The sequence below is a fragment of the Actinomadura geliboluensis genome, from assembly GCF_043197915.1.
Lineage (GTDB): Bacteria > Actinomycetota > Actinomycetes > Streptosporangiales > Streptosporangiaceae > Spirillospora > Spirillospora geliboluensis.
Genome location: NZ_JBICUA010000022.1, coordinates 18,701 through 35,148, shown reverse-complemented (window position 1 = coordinate 35,148; position 16,448 = coordinate 18,701). Strand labels below are relative to the sequence as shown.

Here is a 16,448-nt window from a genome sequence, read left to right as displayed (position 1 = left end):
GATGCGAGCGGTACTGGCACGCGCCGCCGTGCTGGCCGGCGCGTTCACAGCGGGGGCCGTGGCGGCACGTGCCGCGACCATCCCTCACCTCCGCCGGCTCACCGCGGACCTGCAGCGCTCCCGGGAGCGGATCCTCGCCAGCCGGGAGGAGGAGCGGCGGCGGCTGCGGCACGACCTGCACGACGGGCTCGGGCCGACCCTCGCCAGCCTCGCCATGTCGCTGGACGCCGCCCGCATCACGCTCGCCTGCGAGCCGGAGCGGGCCGACCCGCTGCTCGCCGACGTCCGGGACCGGCTGGCCAGCGCCGTCGGCGAGATCCGCGACCTCGCGCACGGGCTGCGGCCGCCCGCGCTGGACGACCTCGGCCTCGTCGCCGCCATCGAGTCGTTCGCGGACGGCTGCTGCGAGCGGGTCGACGTCCGGTTCGACGGCGAGCCCGCCGGGCTGCCCGCCGCGGTGGAGGTGGCCGCGTACCGGATCGCGCAGGAGGCGCTGACGAACGTCCGGCTGCACGCGCCGGCGAGCTGCGCGTCCGTCCGGCTGAAGCGCGACACCGACCTGCACCTGGTGGTGGCCGACAGCGGGCCCGGGCTGACCGACGCCGCGCGCGGCGGCGGCCGGCCGCGGCCCGCGCGGGGCCTCGCCGCGATGCGGGAGTGGGCCGCCGAGGTCGGCGGCAGCTGCGAGATCACCTCCCGCAGCGGCGGCGGCACCCTCGTCGCGGTCCGGCTGCCGCTCGGCGCCGCGGAGACCGCCGCCGGGTATCATCAACGTCCCTCGGTCGGGAGAAAGCGGGCGTAGATGTCGGAGACCATCCGGGTCCTCATCACCGACGACCACCCGGTGTTCCGGCAGGGCCTGAAGGGCCTCCTGCAGGCGCTGGGCGTCGAGGTCGTCGGCGAGGCCGAGAACGGGCCGGAGGCCGTGCGGATGGCGGCCGAACTGCAGCCCGACGTCGTCGTGATGGACCTGCACATGCCCGGCGGCAACGGCATCGAGGCCACCCGCACCATCACCCGCACGAGCCCGCGCATCGGCGTCCTGGTGCTCACCATGTTCCGCGACGACGACTCGGTGTTCGCGGCGATGCGCGCCGGCGCCCGCGGCTACCTGCTGAAGGAGTCGGGCGCCGAGGAGATCGCGCGCGCCGTCCGGGCGGTCGCGGCGGGCGAGGCCATCTACGGCCCGGAGATCGCGCGCCGCGTGCTCACCTACTTCACCGACATGCCCGACCCGCGGCAGGCCGCGTTCCCGCAGCTGACCGAGCGGGAGCGGGAGGTCCTCGAACTGATCGCGCAGGCCCGCAGCAACGCCGAGATCGCCGCGACGCTCTTCCTCAGCCAGAAGACCGTCCGCAACCACGTCTCGAACATCTTCATGAAGCTGCACGTCGCCGACCGCGCCCAGGCCATCGTCCTCGCCCGCGAGGCCGGGCTCGGCGAGTCCGCCCCCCGCTGAACCCCGCGCGCCGGGACGAGTCGTCCGCGCACCGCCGCATTCCAAGGCACGGCCGCCCGAGCGTCCGTGCCTCCGGTGCCCGTGCCTCCGGTGTTCGTGCCTCAGGTATCCGTGCGTCCGGGTCCGGGCCGTCGCCCCCGGAAAGGCGGAACGCCCCCGGTCGGTGTGACCGGGGGCGTCCCTGGGTGTCTCTCGCTCGCCCTACGCGCTCTTCTCGCGCGGTTCGCGCTTGGGGCGGTCGCGCGGGACGAGGGTCGGGTTGACGTGCTCCAGCACGGCCTCCCGGGTGATCACGACGCGGGCGACGTCCTGCCGGCTCGGGACCTCGTACATCACGGAGAGGAGGACCTCCTCCATGATGGCGCGCAGGCCGCGGGCGCCGGTGCCGCGGAGGATGGCCTGGTCGGCGATCGCCTCCAGGGCGTCGTCGGTGAACTCCAGGTCGACCCCGTCGAGTTCGAAGAGGCGGTGGTACTGGCGCACCAGCGCGTTCTTCGGCTCGGTGAGGATGTTGATCAGGGCCTCGCGGTCCAGGTTGTGCACGGAGGTGATCACCGGGAGCCGGCCGATGAACTCGGGGATCATCCCGAACTTCAGCAGGTCCTCCGGCATCACGTCGCCGAGCACGGCCGACGACTCCTCGAAGTCGGACTTGGAGCGGATCTGCGCGCCGAACCCCATGCCCTGCTTGCCGACCCGGGACTCGACGATCTTCTCCAGCCCGGCGAAGGCGCCACCGCAGATGAACAGCACGTTCGTGGTGTCGATCTGGATGAACTCCTGGTGCGGGTGCTTGCGGCCGCCCTGCGGCGGGACGCTCGCGGTGGTGCCCTCCAGGATCTTCAGCAGCGCCTGCTGGACGCCCTCACCCGAGACGTCCCGGGTGATCGACGGGTTCTCGCTCTTGCGCGCGACCTTGTCGACCTCGTCGATGTAGATGATCCCGGTCTCGGCCTTCTTCACGTCGTAGTCGGCCGCCTGGATCAGTTTGAGGAGGATGTTCTCGACGTCCTCCCCGACGTATCCGGCCTCCGTCAGCGCCGTTGCGTCCGCGATCGCGAACGGGACGTTGAGGAGTTTGGCGAGCGTCTGCGCGAGTAGCGTCTTGCCGGATCCGGTGGGGCCGAGCAGCAGGATGTTCGACTTGCCGATCTCGACCGGGTCGTCTCTGCCGCTGTCACCCGACTGGATTCGCTTGTAGTGGTTGTAGACGGCGACGGAGAGCGCCTTCTTCGCCGTCTCCTGCCCGATCACGTAGGAGTCGAGGAACTCGTAGATCTCCCGCGGCTTGGGCAGGTTGTCCCACTTGAGGTCGGAGGTCTCGGAGAGCTCCTCCTCGATGATCTCGTTGCAGAGATCGATGCACTCGTCGCAGATGTACACGCCCGGACCCGCGATGAGCTTCTTGACCTGCTTCTGGCTCTTCCCGCAGAACGAGCACTTGAGCAGGTCACCACCGTCGCCGATGCGTGCCACCCAACTGTCTCCTTTTCGTGGGGCCGCCCGCCTTGGAGGATGCGGCGCAGCTCGGTTGCGTCCCGAAGGCTCTCGACGTTGGACTCGACGTTACCGCCTCCGACGGACTTGGAAAGCCCCTCGCCCGGAAGTGTGGCGCCCGGGCTCGGGGACTCTCCCGTCCTTGTGCCGTCTCAGGACGACACTACCTCGGCTTTCCGCTTCCTGCTGGCGAAGACGTCGTCGATGAGGCCGTAGTCCTTGGCCTCGTCCGCCGTCAGGATCTTGTCGCGCTCGATGTCGTGGCGCACTTCGTCGATGCTCCGGCCGCTGTGCTCGGCCAGGATGCTCTCCAGCAGCTCGCGGATCCGCATGATCTCGCGCGCCTGGATCTCTATGTCGCTCGACTGCCCGTAGGTGCCCTCGGTCGCGGGCTGGTGGATCAGTATCCGCGAGTTGGGCAGCGCGGCCCGCTTGCCGGGCGTGCCGGCGGCGAGCAGCACCGCGGCGGCCGACGCGGCCTGCCCGATGCAGACCGTCTGGATGTCCGGCTTGACGAACTGCATCGTGTCGTAGATCGCCGTCATGGCGGTGAAGGACCCGCCCGGCGAGTTGATGTAGATGCTGATGTCGCGGTCCGGGTCGATGGACTCCAGCGTGATCAGCTGGGCCATCACGTCGTTCGCGGAGGCGTCGTCGATCTGCACGCCGAGGAAGATGATGCGCTCCTCGAACAGCTTGTTGTACGGGTTCATCTCCTTGACCCCGTACGTGGTGCGCTCGACGAACGACGGAATGATGTAGCGGTTGTCGACCGGCATCGGGCCGGCGCCCGGCCGGACGATATCGGCGAAACCGGGACGGTACAGGTCGCTCATGGTGGGCCTCCGATCAGTGGTCAGGTCGTCAGGAGACGGTGCCCTCGGAGGGCACCTGGGTGGCACTGAGCACCACGTGGTCGACGAACCCGTAGTCCTTCGCCTCGTCGGCGGTGAACCAGCGGTCCCGGTCGGAGTCGCGCTCGATCTGGTCGAGCGCCTGGCCCGTGTGCACGGCGATCTTCTCGGCGAGCGTCTTCTTCACGTAGAGCATCTGCTCGGCCTGGATCTTGATGTCGGAGGCCGTGCCGCCGATGCCGCCGGACGGCTGGTGCATCATGATCCGCGCGTGCGGCAGGGCGTAGCGCTTGCCGCGGGTTCCGGCGCACAGCAGGAACTGCCCCATCGACGCGGCGAGGCCCATGCCCACCGTGACGATGTCGTTCGGGACGTACTGCATGATGTCGTAGATCGCCATGCCGGCGGTGACGGAGCCACCTGGCGAGTTGATGTAGAGCGTGATGTCGCGGCGGCCGTCCTCGGCCGACAGCAGCAGGAGCTCGGCGCAGATGCGGTTGGCGATGTCGTCGTCGACCTGCTGGCCGAGGAAGACGATGCGCTCGCGCAGCAGCCGCTGGAACAGCTGGTCGCCCAGAGGCAGCAGGGGCGCCTCGGCGACCCGTGCCTGGATCCGCGACGACTCGTCGAAAGTCGGAGGCATGCTCACCGGGTGTTCCTCCGGTCCTTTTAATCGGTTCGGATGCTTGGACATTAACGCGCTCCCGGGCCCGCTTAAGCCCGGGGGGCCGCCTTTTCGCCAGGGGCGTACCCGCGTGCGGCCGGATGTCCCGCGCGTTCCGGACGATCTTCGCCAACGCGGCGCCCCGTCCCCGGCCGGAACGGGACACGCCCCGCACCCGGTGGTCGGGTGCGGGGCGTGTCCGCGGTGCGCCGGGGACGTCCCGGAGGCGTGCGGCCGCCCCGGAGCGGGGCGAAGCCGTCAGAAGCCTCAGGCGTCCTTGTCCTTGGCGTCCTTCTCGTCCTGCGCCTCGGCGGCCGGGGCCTCCTCAGCGGCGGCCTCAGCGGTCTCCGCGGGCGCCTCCTCCGCGGCGGCGGCGTCCTCGCCCTCCTCCTCGGCCTGGACGGTCTCGCCCGTCTCGCCGTTCAGCTCGCGCTGCACGGCCTCGACGTCGATCTCGTTGCCCGACTCGTCCTTGACGGTGACGTGCTCGACGACGAGGTTCAGCGCCTTGCTGCGCAGCACCTCGGAGACGATCGCCGGAAGCTGGTTGTTCTGCGTCAGGTACTCGGCGAGCTGCTGCGGCTGCACGCCCATCTGCATCGCCTGCGTGACGACGTACTCGCTCAGCTCCTCGTTCTCGACGCCCAGCTCCTCCTGGACGGCGAGCTGGTCGAGGACGAACCCGCCCTTGACCGCGAGGCGGGCGGCGTCGGCGACCTCGGCGTCGAACTCCTCGGCGGACTTCTCCTCGTCCTTGAGGTAGTCCTCCTTGGTCATGCCGGCCATCTGGAGTTGCTGCTCCAGCTGCTGGTTGCGGCGGCCGATCTCCTCTTCCACGACCTTCTCGGGAAGCGGGATGTCGACCTTCTCCAGCAGCGCCTCGAGGGCCTTGTCGCGCGCCTCGGACAGCTGCTGCAGCTTCACCTGCCGGCCGAGCCGGGTCCGGACGTCCTCGCGCAGCTCCTCGATGGTGTCGAACTCGCTGGCGAGCTGGGCGAACTCGTCGTCCAGGTCGGGCAGGTTCTTCACCTTGACGCTCTGCACGGTGACGGTGATCTCGGCCTCCTCGCCGGCGTGCTCGCCGCCGACCAGGGTGCCGGTGAACGTCGCGTCCTCGCCGGCGGCCAGGCCGGTCAGCGCCTCGTCCAGCCCCTCGATGGCCGAGTTGCTGCCGACCTCGTAGGAGTAGCCGGTGGTGGAGGCGTCCTCGATCTCCTCGCCGTCGATGCGGGCGACCAGGTCGATGGAGGCGAAGTCGCCCTCCTCGGCGGCGCGCTCGGCATTGGTGAGGGAGGCGAACCGCTCGCGCAGGTTGCCGAGGGTCTCCTCGACCTGCTCGTCGGTGACCTCGGCGTCGTCCACCACGACCTCGAGGCCGTCGTAGTCGGGCACCTCGAACTTCGGCCGGATGTCGACCTCGGCGGTGAACGCGAACTGGGTGCCGTCGTCCAGCTCGGTCACCTCGACGTCGGGCTGGCCGAGCACGAAGATCTCGGTCTCCTCGACGGCGCGGCCGTACAGCTCCGGAAGGGCGTCGTTGACGGCCTCCTGCAGGACCGCACCCCGGCCGACGTACTTGTCGATCAGCGGGGCGGGGACCTTGCCGGGCCGGAAGCCCTTGATCCGCACCTGCTGCGAGATCTCCTTGTACGCCTTGTCGAGGTTCGGCTTGAGCTCGTCGAACGGAACCTCGACGGTGAGCTTGACCCGGGTGGGGGTCAGCTCCTCGACATCGGTCTTCACTGGGGTTGGTCTCCTTGATCGGGCGCTGTCTCGGCCGCGGCGTTCGACGCGTGCTCAACTCGAGGGGCGCGGCCACGCCGAAAGCCGGCTCCGCGCCTTCGCGCGCTCAAGTGTATGGGGTCACGGCGCCGGCTGCGGACATCGGAGGCCCGCAACACCGGCGAACACCTGTCAACGATGCCGCACAGGCAGTGACATACGTGCCCCGAACCTCCATACTCGTCCGGGATGAACGGGATAGCCGCGGCCTTCAGTGCGACCGGTCTCTACTACCTCGGGTTCGCCGTGTTCAAGCTGGCGGCGGACCGGATGCCCGCGCTGCGGGGCAACCGCATCCCGCACATGATCTGGACGATCGTGAGCAACTGGATCTTCCTGATCGCGCTCTCGGTCGTGCTCGGCGGGCTCACCCTGCAGATCATCGCCCTCCGGAACCTGCCGCTGTCCACCGCCGTGCCGATCTTCATGTCCGGCATCGTCCCGCTGCTGCTGATCGCGCTCGTGTTCTTCGGCGAGCGGCTCACCGCGCGCGAGTGGCTGAGCCTGCTGCTGACCGGCGCGGCGATCCTGCTGCTGACCGCGTCCCTGAGCGGGGACGAGCCGATCGGCTCGGCGGACGCCCCGCTGTGGAAGATCGCGGTCGTGGTGGCCCCGGCGGTGGCGGTGCCCGTGCTCATCCTGGTCCTCGGCGACTACCGGCCGGACGGCCGGCACGCCCGCCCGGTCACCGGCATCGCCTACGGGCTCAGCGCCGGCTTCCCGGTCGGCACCGCCGAGCTGGCGATCAAGGGGTGGAGCGACGACCCGCACGCCGCCGGAGCCGGCATCCTCGCGACGCCGTGGCCGTACCTGACGGTGGTGGCGGCCGGCATCGGGTTCGGGATCATGGTGACGGCGTTCCAGCGCTGCCGGGTCTCGATCGTGGCGACGGTCATGACGGTCGCCGCCAAGTCCTACCTGCTGGCGATGGGCTCGTTCATGTACGGGGAGCCGTGGCCGCAGGACGCCGCCCGCTCGGCGATGCGGCTCGGCGCGCTGGCGCTGGGCGCGGTCGCCGTCCTGCAGTTCCCCCGGCACCGGCCGGTCGAGGAGGAGCCGGACGGGGCGTCCGGCGGGGCCGCGGCCCGGGAGGACGCGGCCGCCGCGCGCGACCCGTTCGGCGGGGCGGCGGTCGGCGGCCCGGTGCTGGGCGGGCCGGTGCTGGGCGGGCCGCGGCTCGGCGAGGTGTACGGGGCTCCGGTGCCGCCGCCGCGCTCCCCCTACGCGCAGGACCCGCTCGGCCAGGGCCCGTACAACCCGCCGGAGGGATACGAGCGGCCGGAGGCGCAGGCCCCGCAGGAAGGACCCTCGCGGGAGGGAGCGCCGCCGCGCCGGCCGATCCGTCCGCAGAGCCCGACCGAGACCGGGTCAGACGGGCGCTGGCGCGGCTTCAACGAGTGAGCCCCCGGCCCGCCCGCGCCGGTGGGCGGCCTGTTCCGGACGCGACGGTCCCCGGCCTCCGCTGAGAGGCCGGGGACCGGTTCGTCTCAGCGGCGCTTGGAGTCGCCGCCCGGGAGGCCCTTGTCGAGGCCGGCCCGGCGGAGGGCGTCGGCCATGGCGCCGCCGCCTCCCTGGCCGCCGCGCTGGTTCTGACCGCCGCGGCCCTGCCCGCCGCGCCCGCCGCCGCGCTGGTTCTGGCCGCCGCGGTTCTGCCGCCCGCCGCCGTCGCGCTGCTGCTCCCGGCCCTGCCGCGGGCCGCCCTGGCGCCCGCCGCCCTGCTTGGCGCCGCCGCCCTGCTTACCGCCGCCCTGCTTGCCACCACCGGACTTGCCGCCACCGGGCTCGTCGTCCAGGCGGAGGGTGAGCGAGATGCGCTTGCGCTGCAGGTCGACGTCCAGGACTTTCACGCGGACGATGTCGCCGGGCTTGGCGACGTCGCGCGGGTCCTCGACGAACTTGTCGGACATCGCGGAGATGTGCACGAGCCCGTCCTGGTGGACGCCGACGTCGACGAACGCGCCGAACGCGGCGACGTTGGTGACGACGCCCTCCAGCAGCATCCCGGGTTCGAGGTCGGAGAGCTTGTCGACGCCCTCCTTGAACACGGCGGTCTTGAACGCCGGGCGGGGGTCGCGGCCGGGCTTCTCCAGCTCGGCGAGGATGTCGGTGACGGTCGGCAGCCCGAACGTGTCGTCGACGAAGTCGCCGGGCTTGAGCGCGCGCAGCGCGGCGGTGTTGCCGATGAGGCCCTTGATGTCATCGCCGGCCGCGTCCAGGATCCGGCGGACGACGGGGTACGCCTCCGGGTGCACGCTGGAGGCGTCCAGCGGGTCGTCGCCGCCGGGGATGCGCAGGAAGCCCGCGCACTGCTCGAACGCCTTCGGCCCGAGGCGGGGCACCTCCTTCAGCCCGGCGCGGCTGCGGAACGGCCCGTTGGCGTCGCGGTGCGCGACGATGTTCTCCGCGAGGCCCTCGCCGATGCCGGACACGCGGGTGAGCAGCGGCGCGGACGCGGTGTTGACGTCCACCCCGACGGCGTTCACGCAGTCCTCGACGACGGCGTCCAGGGAGCGGGACAGCTTCACCTCGGAGACGTCGTGCTGGTACTGGCCGACGCCGATCGACTTGGGGTCGATCTTGACCAGCTCGGCGAGCGGGTCCTGCAGCCGGCGGGCGATGGACACCGCGCCGCGCAGCGAGACGTCCATGCCGGGCAGCTCGCGGCCCGCGTACTCCGACGCCGAGTACACCGACGCGCCCGCCTCCGACACCATGATCTTGGTGAGCCCGAGGTCGGGGTGCCGGGCGATCAGCTCGGCGGCGAGCTTGTCGGTCTCCCGCGACGCGGTGCCGTTGCCGATCGAGACGAGGTCGACCTTGTGCTCGCGGGCGAGCCGCGCGAGCGTCTCGATCGACTCGTCCCACTTGCGGCGCGGCTCGTGCGGGTAGATCGTGTCGGTCGCGACGACCTTGCCGGTGGCGTCCACGACGGCGACCTTGACGCCGGTGCGCAGGCCCGGGTCCAGGCCCATGGTGGCGCGGGTGCCGGCGGGCGCGGCGAGCAGCAGGTCGCGCAGGTTGGCGGCGAACACGCGGACCGCCTCGTCCTCGGCCTCCTGCCGCAGCCGGGTGCGCAGGTCGATGCCGAGGTGGACGAGGATCCGGGTGCGCCAGGCCCAGCGGACGGCGTCGGCCAGCCACGGGTCGCCGGGGCGGCCCTGGTCGGAGATCTGGAACCGGCGCGCGATCTCCGCCTCGTAGGAGCTGCGCGGCGCGGAGTCGTCGGCCTCCTCGGGCTCCAGGTCGAGGTCGAGGACCTCTTCCTTCTCGCCGCGGAACAGCGCGAGGACGCGGTGCGAGGGCAGCTTGGCGAACGGCTCGGCGAACTCGAAGTAGTCGGAGAACTTGGCGCCGCTCTCCTCCTTGCCCTCGCGGACCCGGGAGACCATCCGGCCCTGGTTCCACATGCGCTCGCGGAGCGCGCCGATGAGGTCGGCGTCCTCGGCGAAGCGCTCGACGAGGATCGCGCGGGCGCCCTCCAGCGCGGCGGCCGCGTCCGCGACGCCCTTCTCGGCGTCGACGTAGCCGGCGGCCTCGGCGTGCGGGTCGCGGGACGGGTCGCCCAGCAGCGTCTCGGCGAGCGGTTCGAGGCCGGCCTCGCGGGCGATCTGCGCCTTGGTGCGCCGCTTGGGCTTGTACGGGAGGTAGATGTCCTCCAGCCGCGCCTTGGACTCGGCGGCCATGATCTGGGCGCGGAGCTCGTCGGTGAGCTTGCCCTGCGACTCGACCGACTCCAGGATGGCGGCGCGCCGCTCGTCCAGCTCGCGCAGGTAGCGCAGCCGCTCCTCCACGGCGCGGAGCTGCGCGTCGTCGAGCGTTCCGGTGGCCTCCTTGCGGTACCGGGCGATGAACGGGACGGTCGCCCCGCCGTCGAGCAAGTCCACCGCGACCCGCACCTGCCCCTCGCGGACGCCGATCTCCTCGGCGATGCGCTGGGTGATGGTCGGCGTGGTCTGGCCGGTGGACGTCTGGCTGATGGTCGCTGTCACAGCTTGGATTCGCTTTCTCCCCTGGGTGTCGCCTGTGCATTGTCCAGGGAACGGGGCCGGTTGTCTTGTCACCGCTCGAATGACGGACCGGTCGGCGACCGGCCGTCCCGCTCACTCCGCCAGAGGGTAGGGCTAACTCCCCCATGATCCGCCCCGGTTCGGGGGCTTAGGCCCACTGGGCGGCGGGGCGTCCGGCGACACAATGGTGGGACCGGGAGCCCGGCGCGGCGGGCTGCCCCAGGACCTCGGATCCCTTGGAGGACGGGTGGACGGCAGGAAGCGCCTCATCGACCGGATGAGGGAGATCGCCCGGGGGACGTTCCTCAACGTCCTCCGCTCGGTGGTCCAGATCGTCCTGGCCTACACGGTGAACCTCCCGCTGTTCATCCTCGCCGTGCTGGCGATCGCCTTCATCCCGCTGGGGGTGGGGATCGTGCTGGCGCCGGCGGTGCTGCTGGCGATCCGGGCGGTGGCGAACCTGCAGCGGACCCTGGCCGCGGACTGGCAGGGCGTGTCGATCCCGGAGCCGTACCGGCCGGAGCCGGCCGGGGCGTCCGGTCCGATCGGGCGCTTGAAGTGGGTGCTCGGCGATCCGGCGACGTGGCGGGACCTGCTGTGGTCGCTGCTGAACGTGCCGGTCGCGCTCGTGCTCGGGGTGCTGGCCGGGGGCATGACGGTGTACGGGCTTGAGGGCTTGTTCGTGGCGTGGTGGGTCGCGCTGCTGACGAACTACGGCTGGGGCCCGTTCTGGATGCTCGACGACTTCGGCGTGGTCGGGTACGTGGGGACGGCCGTCGGCGGCGCCCTTCTGCTGGTGCTGTCGGTTCCGGCGGGCGGGGCGATCTTGAAGGCGCACGCGCAGTTCAGCCGGTCGCTGCTGGCGCCGACGCGGAGCGCGCTGGCGGAGCGCGTGCGGCGGCTGACCGAGACGCGGGCGGAGACGGTGGACGCCTCGGCCGCCGAGCTGCGCCGCATCGAGCGGGACCTGCACGACGGCGCGCAGGCCCGGCTGGTCGCGCTGAGCATGAACATCGGCCTGGCCGAGGAGATGATGAAGCACGACCCGGAGACCGCGCAGCAGCTGCTCGCGGAGGCGCGGGAGGCGAGCGGGACGGCGCTGACGGAGCTGCGCGACCTGGTGCGCGGCATCCACCCGCCGGTGCTGGCCGAGCGCGGGCTGGACGGGGCGGTGCGGGCGCTGGCGCTGACCCTGCCGCTGCCCGTGGACGTCCACGTCGACCTGCCGGGCCGCGCCGATGCGCCGGTCGAGTCGGCGGCGTACTTCGCGGTCGCGGAGATGCTCGCCAACGTCGTCAAGCACTCCGCCGCGCGGCGGGCCTGGATCCAGGTCGAGCACTCCGGCGGCCGGCTGCTGATGATCGTCGGGGACGACGGGACGGGCGGCGCCGACCCCGCCGCCGGCAGCGGGATGCGCGGTATCGAGCGCAGGCTCGCGGCGTTCGATGGGACGATGGCGGTGACGAGCCCGCCCGGCGGGCCGACCGTCGTCACCATGGAGCTGCCGTGCGCGTTGTCATCGCCGAAGATCTCGCCCTCCTCCGGGACGGGCTGATCCGCCTGCTCGGCGCGTTCGGCTTCGAGGTCGTCGAGGCGGTGGACAACGGGCCGTCGCTGCTGCGGGCGCTGACCGCGCACCGCCCGGACGTCGCGGTGGTGGACGTGCGGCTCCCGCCGACGTTCACCGACGAGGGGCTGCGGGCGGCGCTGGAGGCCCGCAAGGAGATCCCCGGCCTGCCGGTGCTGGTGCTGTCGCAGCACGTGGAGCAGCTGTACGCGCGGGAGCTGCTGTCCGACAGCAGCGGCGGCATCGGCTACCTGCTGAAGGACCGCGTGTCCGACGTCAAGGTGTTCGTGGAGGCGGTGCGCCGGGTCGCGGACGGCGGCACCGCCCTCGACCCGGACGTGGTGGCGCAGCTGCTCACCCGGCACGCCCGCGAGGAGCCGCTGCAGCGGCTGACTCCGCGCGAGCGCGAGGTGCTCGGGCTGATGGCGGAGGGGCGCTCGAACGCCGCCATCGCGGCGAAGCTGTTCGTCACCGAGAAGGCGATCAGCAAGCACACCAACAGCATCTTCGGCAAGCTCGGGCTGCCGCCGTCCGAGGACGACAACCGCCGGGTGCTGGCCGTCCTCGCCTACCTGGGCGCCTGAGCCTCCCCCTCGGCGCGGGCTACCGGGCCCACGGCGGGACGATCCGCTCGGCGCCCTGCGGGGCGATCGCGCACTTGGTGTCGTCCACCAGCTCGTCGGGGTCGTAGGCGAGGCAGCCGGCGTGGGCGGCGACGACCGCGGTGAAGCCGGTGTCGCCGGTCGTCATCTGCCGGGGCACGTCGGCCGCGAGGACGATGGTGTCGCCCGGCCCGGCCTCCATCGTGCGGCCGTCGAGGTCGATGGTCGCGGCGCCGTCCAGGAACGTCCACACCTGTTCGGTGTCGAAGGCGTGCAGCGGGCCGGTCCTGCCGGGGAGCATGTCGACGCGCCAGACGGCGATGCCCTCGGTGCCGCCCTGGGTGGGCGTCGCGAACGTGGTCATGGTGCCGTTCGGCGTCTCGGTGCGGCGGCCGTCGGCGTTGCGGATGAGCGTCACGGGTCCTGATCCCCTAGATTTGGACAACATGGTTGTCCATATAGTCAACGAGGTTGTCTTTCATGTCAAGCGACGGCACGGCACCTGACGGTGTGGCATCCGGCGGCGGGCCCCCGGACGCGCCCGGCTTCGAGCTTCCGCTGCGGCTCTTCCTCGCCTTCCGCGTGATCGTCGACGAGGTGCACGCCGAACTGGCGCGCGAGGGGCATCCCGAACTGCGCCCGATGCACGGCTTCGTCTTCCAGGCCATCGGCCCGGACGGCACGACGGCCGTGGAGCTCGGCCACCGGCTCGGGGTGTCCAAGCAGGCCGCGGGCAAGATGGTCACGTCGCTGGAACGCGCCGGGTACGTCGAGCGCGGCACCGACCCGCGGGACGCCCGGCGCAAGATCGTCCGGCTGACCGCGCGCGGGATCGACTCGCTCGACCGCTCCGCGCTGGCCTTCGAGCGGATCCGGGCCGACTGGGTCCGGGCGCTCGGCGCGGACCGCGTCCGGGCCCTGGAGCACGACCTGCGCCGCATGACCCCCGCCGACCTGTGGCGGCTCGACATGCCGGGCTGGTTCGGATCCGGCTGAACTTTTTCGCGGTCGGTGACCGTACGGGTCCAGGCAGTCGCTTAGACCACTCGCGGCGGGGCCCGCGGGGTTGCCGCAGGCCCTTGAACGCGCCGTTCCGCCCGGTTACCATCCTCCCAATTCTTAGGAAACTTTCCTAAGAGTTGAGCGGGGATTCCTGTTTGATTCGGGGGCCGGACCGAACGGAGAATCATGTCAAGACCGGGCGGACGGCGGGCCATCGCGCTCGCCGGCGCAGCGACACTGGCGGTGGCCACCGCCCTGCTCACGGCGCCACCGGCGTCGTCGGCGGGGACCGTCACCGCCACCTGCAAGAAGGGTTCCGACTGGGGCACCGGCTTCGACGGGACCTGCACCATCACCAACGGGAGCGGCGCCGCCGTCACCGGCTGGAAGCTCGAAGCGGACCTGCCGTCCGGGACGTCCATCGGCAACGTGTGGAACGCGACCAAGACCGTCTCCGGGAACCACTACACCTTCACCAACGCGGGCTGGAACGGCACGATCGCGGCCGGCGCCACCGCCAGCTTCGGGTTCGGCGGCAGCGGCTCCGGGTGGTTCACCAACTGCACGGTCAACGGCGCGTCCTGCGACGGCTCGGGCAACCCCGGCGACGACACCGAGGCCCCGACCGCCCCGTCCGGCCTCACGGTCACCGGCAAGACCGCCACCAGCGTGACGCTGTCCTGGACCGCCTCGACCGACAACGTCGGCGTGAAGGGCTACGACGTCTACAACGGCAACACCAAGGCCGCCTCGACGACCGGCACGAGCACCACCGTCGGCGGGCTGTCCGCCAAGACCGCCTACACCTTCAGCGTCAAGGCCACGGACGCCGCCGGGAACACCTCCCCCGCCTCGGCCTCCGTGTCGGTCACCACCGACGACGGCGGCGGCGGCAACCCCGGCGCCGGCGACAAGGTCATCGGCTACTTCGCCGAGTGGGGCGTCTACCAGCGGAACTACCACGTCAAGAACATCCAGACGAGCGGCTCCGCCGACAAGCTGACCCACATCAACTACGCGTTCGGCAACGTCACCGGCGGCCGGTGCGCGATCGGCGACTCCTACGCCGACTACGAGAAGGCCTACACCGCCGACCAGAGCGTCGACGGCGTCGCCGACACCTGGGACCAGCCGCTGCGCGGCAGCTTCAACCAGCTCCGCAAGCTGAAGAAGCTGCACCCGAACCTGAAGATCCTCTGGTCGTTCGGCGGCTGGACGTGGTCCGGCGGCTTCACCCAGGCCGCGCAGAACCCGGCCGCGTTCGCCGAGTCCTGCTACAACCTGGTCGAGGACCCGCGCTGGGCCGACGTGTTCGACGGCATCGACATCGACTGGGAGTACCCGAACGCCTGCGGGCTGACCTGCGACACCAGCGGGCCGGACGCGTTCAAGAAGCTGATGAGCGCGGTGCGGGCCAAGTTCGGCTCCGGCAACCTCGTGACGGCCGCGATCACCGCCGACGCCAGTGACGGCGGCAAGATGGACGTGACCGACTACGCGGGCGCCGCCCAGTACGTCGACTGGTACAACCCGATGACCTACGACTACTTCGGCGCCTGGGACGCCAAGGGACCGACGGCGCCGCACTCGCCGCTCACGTCCTACCCGGGCATCCCGCACGCCGGGTTCAACTCCACCGACACCATCGCCAAGCTCCGGGCCAAGGGCGTCCCGGCGAGCAAGCTGCTGCTCGGCATCGGCTTCTACGGCCGCGGCTGGACGGGCGTCACCCAGTCCGAGCCCGGCGGCACCGCCACCGGCGCCGCGCCCGGCACCTACGAGGCCGGCATCGAGGACTACAAGGTCCTCAAGGGCAAGTGCCCCGCCACCGGCACCGTCGCCGGCACGGCCTACGCCAAGTGCGGCAGCGAGTGGTGGAGCTACGACACCCCGTCCACCATCCGGGGGAAGATGTCCTTCGCCAAGGACCAGGGCCTGGCGGGCGCCTTCTTCTGGGAGCTCAGCGGCGACACCGCGAACGGCGAGCTGATCGCCGCGATGCGCGGCGGACTCGGCTGAGCGCGATGAGCCGTCTCGGCTGAGCTGTTCGCAGGAAGGGGTACTCCCAGCCCCTCAGCAGGCCGAGACATCCGGGCCCCCGACCAGACGGACGCCGGTCGGGGGCCCGCCCCTTTTCCTGTGGGGCGAGTTCAGGCGAGGGACTGGCCGCCGTCCACCGTGAGGACCTCGCCGCTCATGTAGGGGTTGGCCATCAGGAACACGGCGGCGGAGGCGGCCTCCTCGGCCGTCCCGAACCGTCCGAGCGGCATGGCGGCGCCCGCCTCGGCGATCGCCGCGTCGCCCTCCGCGCCGTCGGCTCCGTAGCGGCTGCGCAGCAGGGGCGTGTCGATGGCGCCGTAGCGGATCGCGTTGGCCCGCAGCCGGGCCGGCGCCAGCTCGACCGCCAGCGCGCGGGCGAGCGTCTCGACGGCGCCGGCCGCCGCGACCGGCGCGGCCATGCCCGGACGCGGGCGGGCCACGAGGATGCCCGAACTGAGCGTGATCGAGCCGCCCGGCTCCATGCGGGGGACGGCGGCGCGCACGATGTCGAGGACCGCCCCCACCGGTGCCGCGACGGCGTCCCGCGCGGCGTCCCGGCCGAGTTCGGTGACCGGGCCGATTCCCGCGGGGTGCCCGGCCGTCATCAGGACGTGGTCGACGGCGCCGGCGCGTGCGAACACCTCCTCCATCGCGTCATCGTCGGTGACATCGGCGGGCATCCCGTGCACCTCGGCGGGGGCGCCGGTTCCGGCGGCGGTCACGCGGGCGACGGCGGACTCCAGCCGCTCCTCGTCGCGGCCGACGAGCAGGATGCGCGCGCCGACCGAGGCGAGCAGCCCGGCGGCGGCCAGGCCGATGCCCGAGCTGCCGCCGAGGACCACCGCCGTCCGTCCGGCCAGGCTCGACGGGAGCGGCGAGCGGACGGGGACGGGCGCCGGTACGGGTGCGGCGGTCGTGGCCATGGGATCCTCCTAAATAAACCATCTGGTTGTTTTAGTGTGATCCCGCGGCCG

The 16,448-nt window shown here is 71.8% G+C and carries 14 protein-coding genes; 7 read left to right on the top strand and 7 right to left on the bottom strand.

What is annotated here, in order from left to right; genetic code table 11:
• Nucleotide 1 precedes the first annotated feature (1 nt).
• Together ACGFI1_RS43225 and ACGFI1_RS43220 are read left to right on the top strand one after the other, a co-directional pair.
• Nucleotides 2-802, top strand: a complete 801-nt coding sequence (locus tag ACGFI1_RS43225) for a sensor histidine kinase (RefSeq protein WP_138640817.1) — start codon at nucleotides 2-4, stop codon at nucleotides 800-802.
• Nucleotides 803-1,459: a response regulator transcription factor gene (locus tag ACGFI1_RS43220; protein WP_301178154.1), complete on the top strand. Its 657-nt coding sequence runs from the start codon at nucleotides 803-805 to the stop codon at nucleotides 1,457-1,459.
• Between the two features lie 201 nt (nucleotides 1,460-1,660).
• On the opposite strand, the gene clpX is transcribed toward ACGFI1_RS43220, so the two are convergent.
• From clpX to tig, 4 genes are all read right to left on the bottom strand, one after another.
• Entirely contained in the window at nucleotides 1,661-2,935 is a 1,275-nt protein-coding gene (gene clpX / locus ACGFI1_RS43215; RefSeq protein ID WP_138640819.1) for an ATP-dependent Clp protease ATP-binding subunit ClpX, read from the bottom strand.
• Nucleotides 2,936-3,108: 173 nt separating this feature from the next.
• Entirely contained in the window at nucleotides 3,109-3,792 is a 684-nt protein-coding gene (locus tag ACGFI1_RS43210; protein WP_138640820.1) for an ATP-dependent Clp protease proteolytic subunit, read from the bottom strand.
• A gap of 28 nt (nucleotides 3,793-3,820) precedes the next feature.
• Nucleotides 3,821-4,453, bottom strand: coding sequence for a ClpP family protease (locus ACGFI1_RS43205; RefSeq protein WP_138640823.1), 633 nt, complete (start codon nucleotides 4,451-4,453; stop codon nucleotides 3,821-3,823).
• A 288-nt stretch (nucleotides 4,454-4,741) separates the two neighbouring features.
• Nucleotides 4,742-6,217: a trigger factor gene (gene tig, locus ACGFI1_RS43200; RefSeq protein ID WP_392793465.1), complete on the bottom strand. Its 1,476-nt coding sequence runs from the start codon at nucleotides 6,215-6,217 to the stop codon at nucleotides 4,742-4,744.
• 228 nt (nucleotides 6,218-6,445) lie between these two features.
• Between tig and ACGFI1_RS43195 the strand changes: the two genes are divergently transcribed.
• Nucleotides 6,446-7,657, top strand: a complete 1,212-nt coding sequence (locus tag ACGFI1_RS43195; RefSeq protein WP_392793463.1) for a hypothetical protein — start codon at nucleotides 6,446-6,448, stop codon at nucleotides 7,655-7,657.
• Between the two features lie 86 nt (nucleotides 7,658-7,743).
• Here the strand turns inward: ACGFI1_RS43195 and ACGFI1_RS43190 are convergent, their stop codons facing one another.
• Complete coding sequence (locus ACGFI1_RS43190) at nucleotides 7,744-10,245, bottom strand: Tex family protein (RefSeq protein WP_392793462.1); 2,502 nt, start codon at nucleotides 10,243-10,245, stop codon at nucleotides 7,744-7,746.
• Nucleotides 10,246-10,510: 265 nt separating this feature from the next.
• Here ACGFI1_RS43190 and ACGFI1_RS43185 point away from each other — a divergent pair, with 265 nt between their 5' ends.
• Both ACGFI1_RS43185 and ACGFI1_RS43180 read left to right on the top strand, forming a co-directional pair.
• A complete protein-coding gene (locus tag ACGFI1_RS43185; protein ID WP_392793461.1) occupies nucleotides 10,511-11,818 on the top strand; it encodes a sensor histidine kinase in 1,308 nt (435 codons plus the stop codon).
• Nucleotides 11,770-12,414: a LuxR C-terminal-related transcriptional regulator gene (locus tag ACGFI1_RS43180; protein WP_138632831.1), complete on the top strand. Its 645-nt coding sequence runs from the start codon at nucleotides 11,770-11,772 to the stop codon at nucleotides 12,412-12,414. Before ACGFI1_RS43185 ends, ACGFI1_RS43180 begins: the two co-directional genes overlap by 49 nt.
• A gap of 19 nt (nucleotides 12,415-12,433) precedes the next feature.
• On the opposite strand, the gene ACGFI1_RS43175 is transcribed toward ACGFI1_RS43180, so the two are convergent.
• A complete protein-coding gene (locus ACGFI1_RS43175) occupies nucleotides 12,434-12,850 on the bottom strand; it encodes a cupin domain-containing protein (RefSeq protein ID WP_392793460.1) in 417 nt (138 codons plus the stop codon).
• A gap of 62 nt (nucleotides 12,851-12,912) precedes the next feature.
• On the opposite strand from ACGFI1_RS43175, the gene ACGFI1_RS43170 reads away from it, so the two are divergent.
• A complete protein-coding gene (locus ACGFI1_RS43170) occupies nucleotides 12,913-13,428 on the top strand; it encodes a MarR family winged helix-turn-helix transcriptional regulator (RefSeq protein WP_392793458.1) in 516 nt (171 codons plus the stop codon).
• A 192-nt stretch (nucleotides 13,429-13,620) separates the two neighbouring features.
• Nucleotides 13,621-15,453: a glycosyl hydrolase family 18 protein gene (locus tag ACGFI1_RS43165; RefSeq protein ID WP_364550219.1), complete on the top strand. Its 1,833-nt coding sequence runs from the start codon at nucleotides 13,621-13,623 to the stop codon at nucleotides 15,451-15,453.
• A gap of 131 nt (nucleotides 15,454-15,584) precedes the next feature.
• Here the strand turns inward: ACGFI1_RS43165 and ACGFI1_RS43160 are convergent, their stop codons facing one another.
• Nucleotides 15,585-16,397 carry an SDR family oxidoreductase gene (locus ACGFI1_RS43160; RefSeq protein ID WP_392793457.1) on the bottom strand — a complete coding sequence of 271 codons (813 nt, stop codon included), beginning with the start codon at nucleotides 16,395-16,397 and terminating at the stop codon, nucleotides 15,585-15,587.
• Nucleotides 16,398-16,448: the final 51 nt, after the last annotated feature.

Bases quoted from the DNA above. Each gene is read 5' to 3' on its own strand.
- ACGFI1_RS43165 (WP_364550219.1), top strand. From the start codon at position 13,621: ATGTCAAGACCGGGCGGACGGCGGGCCATCGCGCTCGCCGGCGCAGCG.
- ACGFI1_RS43160 (WP_392793457.1), bottom strand. From the start codon at position 16,397: ATGGCCACGACCGCCGCACCCGTACCGGCGCCCGTCCCCGTCCGCTCG.
- ACGFI1_RS43210 (WP_138640820.1), bottom strand. From the start codon at position 3,792: ATGAGCGACCTGTACCGTCCCGGTTTCGCCGATATCGTCCGGCCGGGC.
- ACGFI1_RS43225 (WP_138640817.1), top strand. From the start codon at position 2: ATGCGAGCGGTACTGGCACGCGCCGCCGTGCTGGCCGGCGCGTTCACA.
- ACGFI1_RS43195 (WP_392793463.1), top strand. From the start codon at position 6,446: ATGAACGGGATAGCCGCGGCCTTCAGTGCGACCGGTCTCTACTACCTC.
- ACGFI1_RS43170 (WP_392793458.1), top strand. From the start codon at position 12,913: ATGTCAAGCGACGGCACGGCACCTGACGGTGTGGCATCCGGCGGCGGG.
- ACGFI1_RS43205 (WP_138640823.1), bottom strand. From the start codon at position 4,453: ATGCCTCCGACTTTCGACGAGTCGTCGCGGATCCAGGCACGGGTCGCC.
- ACGFI1_RS43220 (WP_301178154.1), top strand. From the start codon at position 803: ATGTCGGAGACCATCCGGGTCCTCATCACCGACGACCACCCGGTGTTC.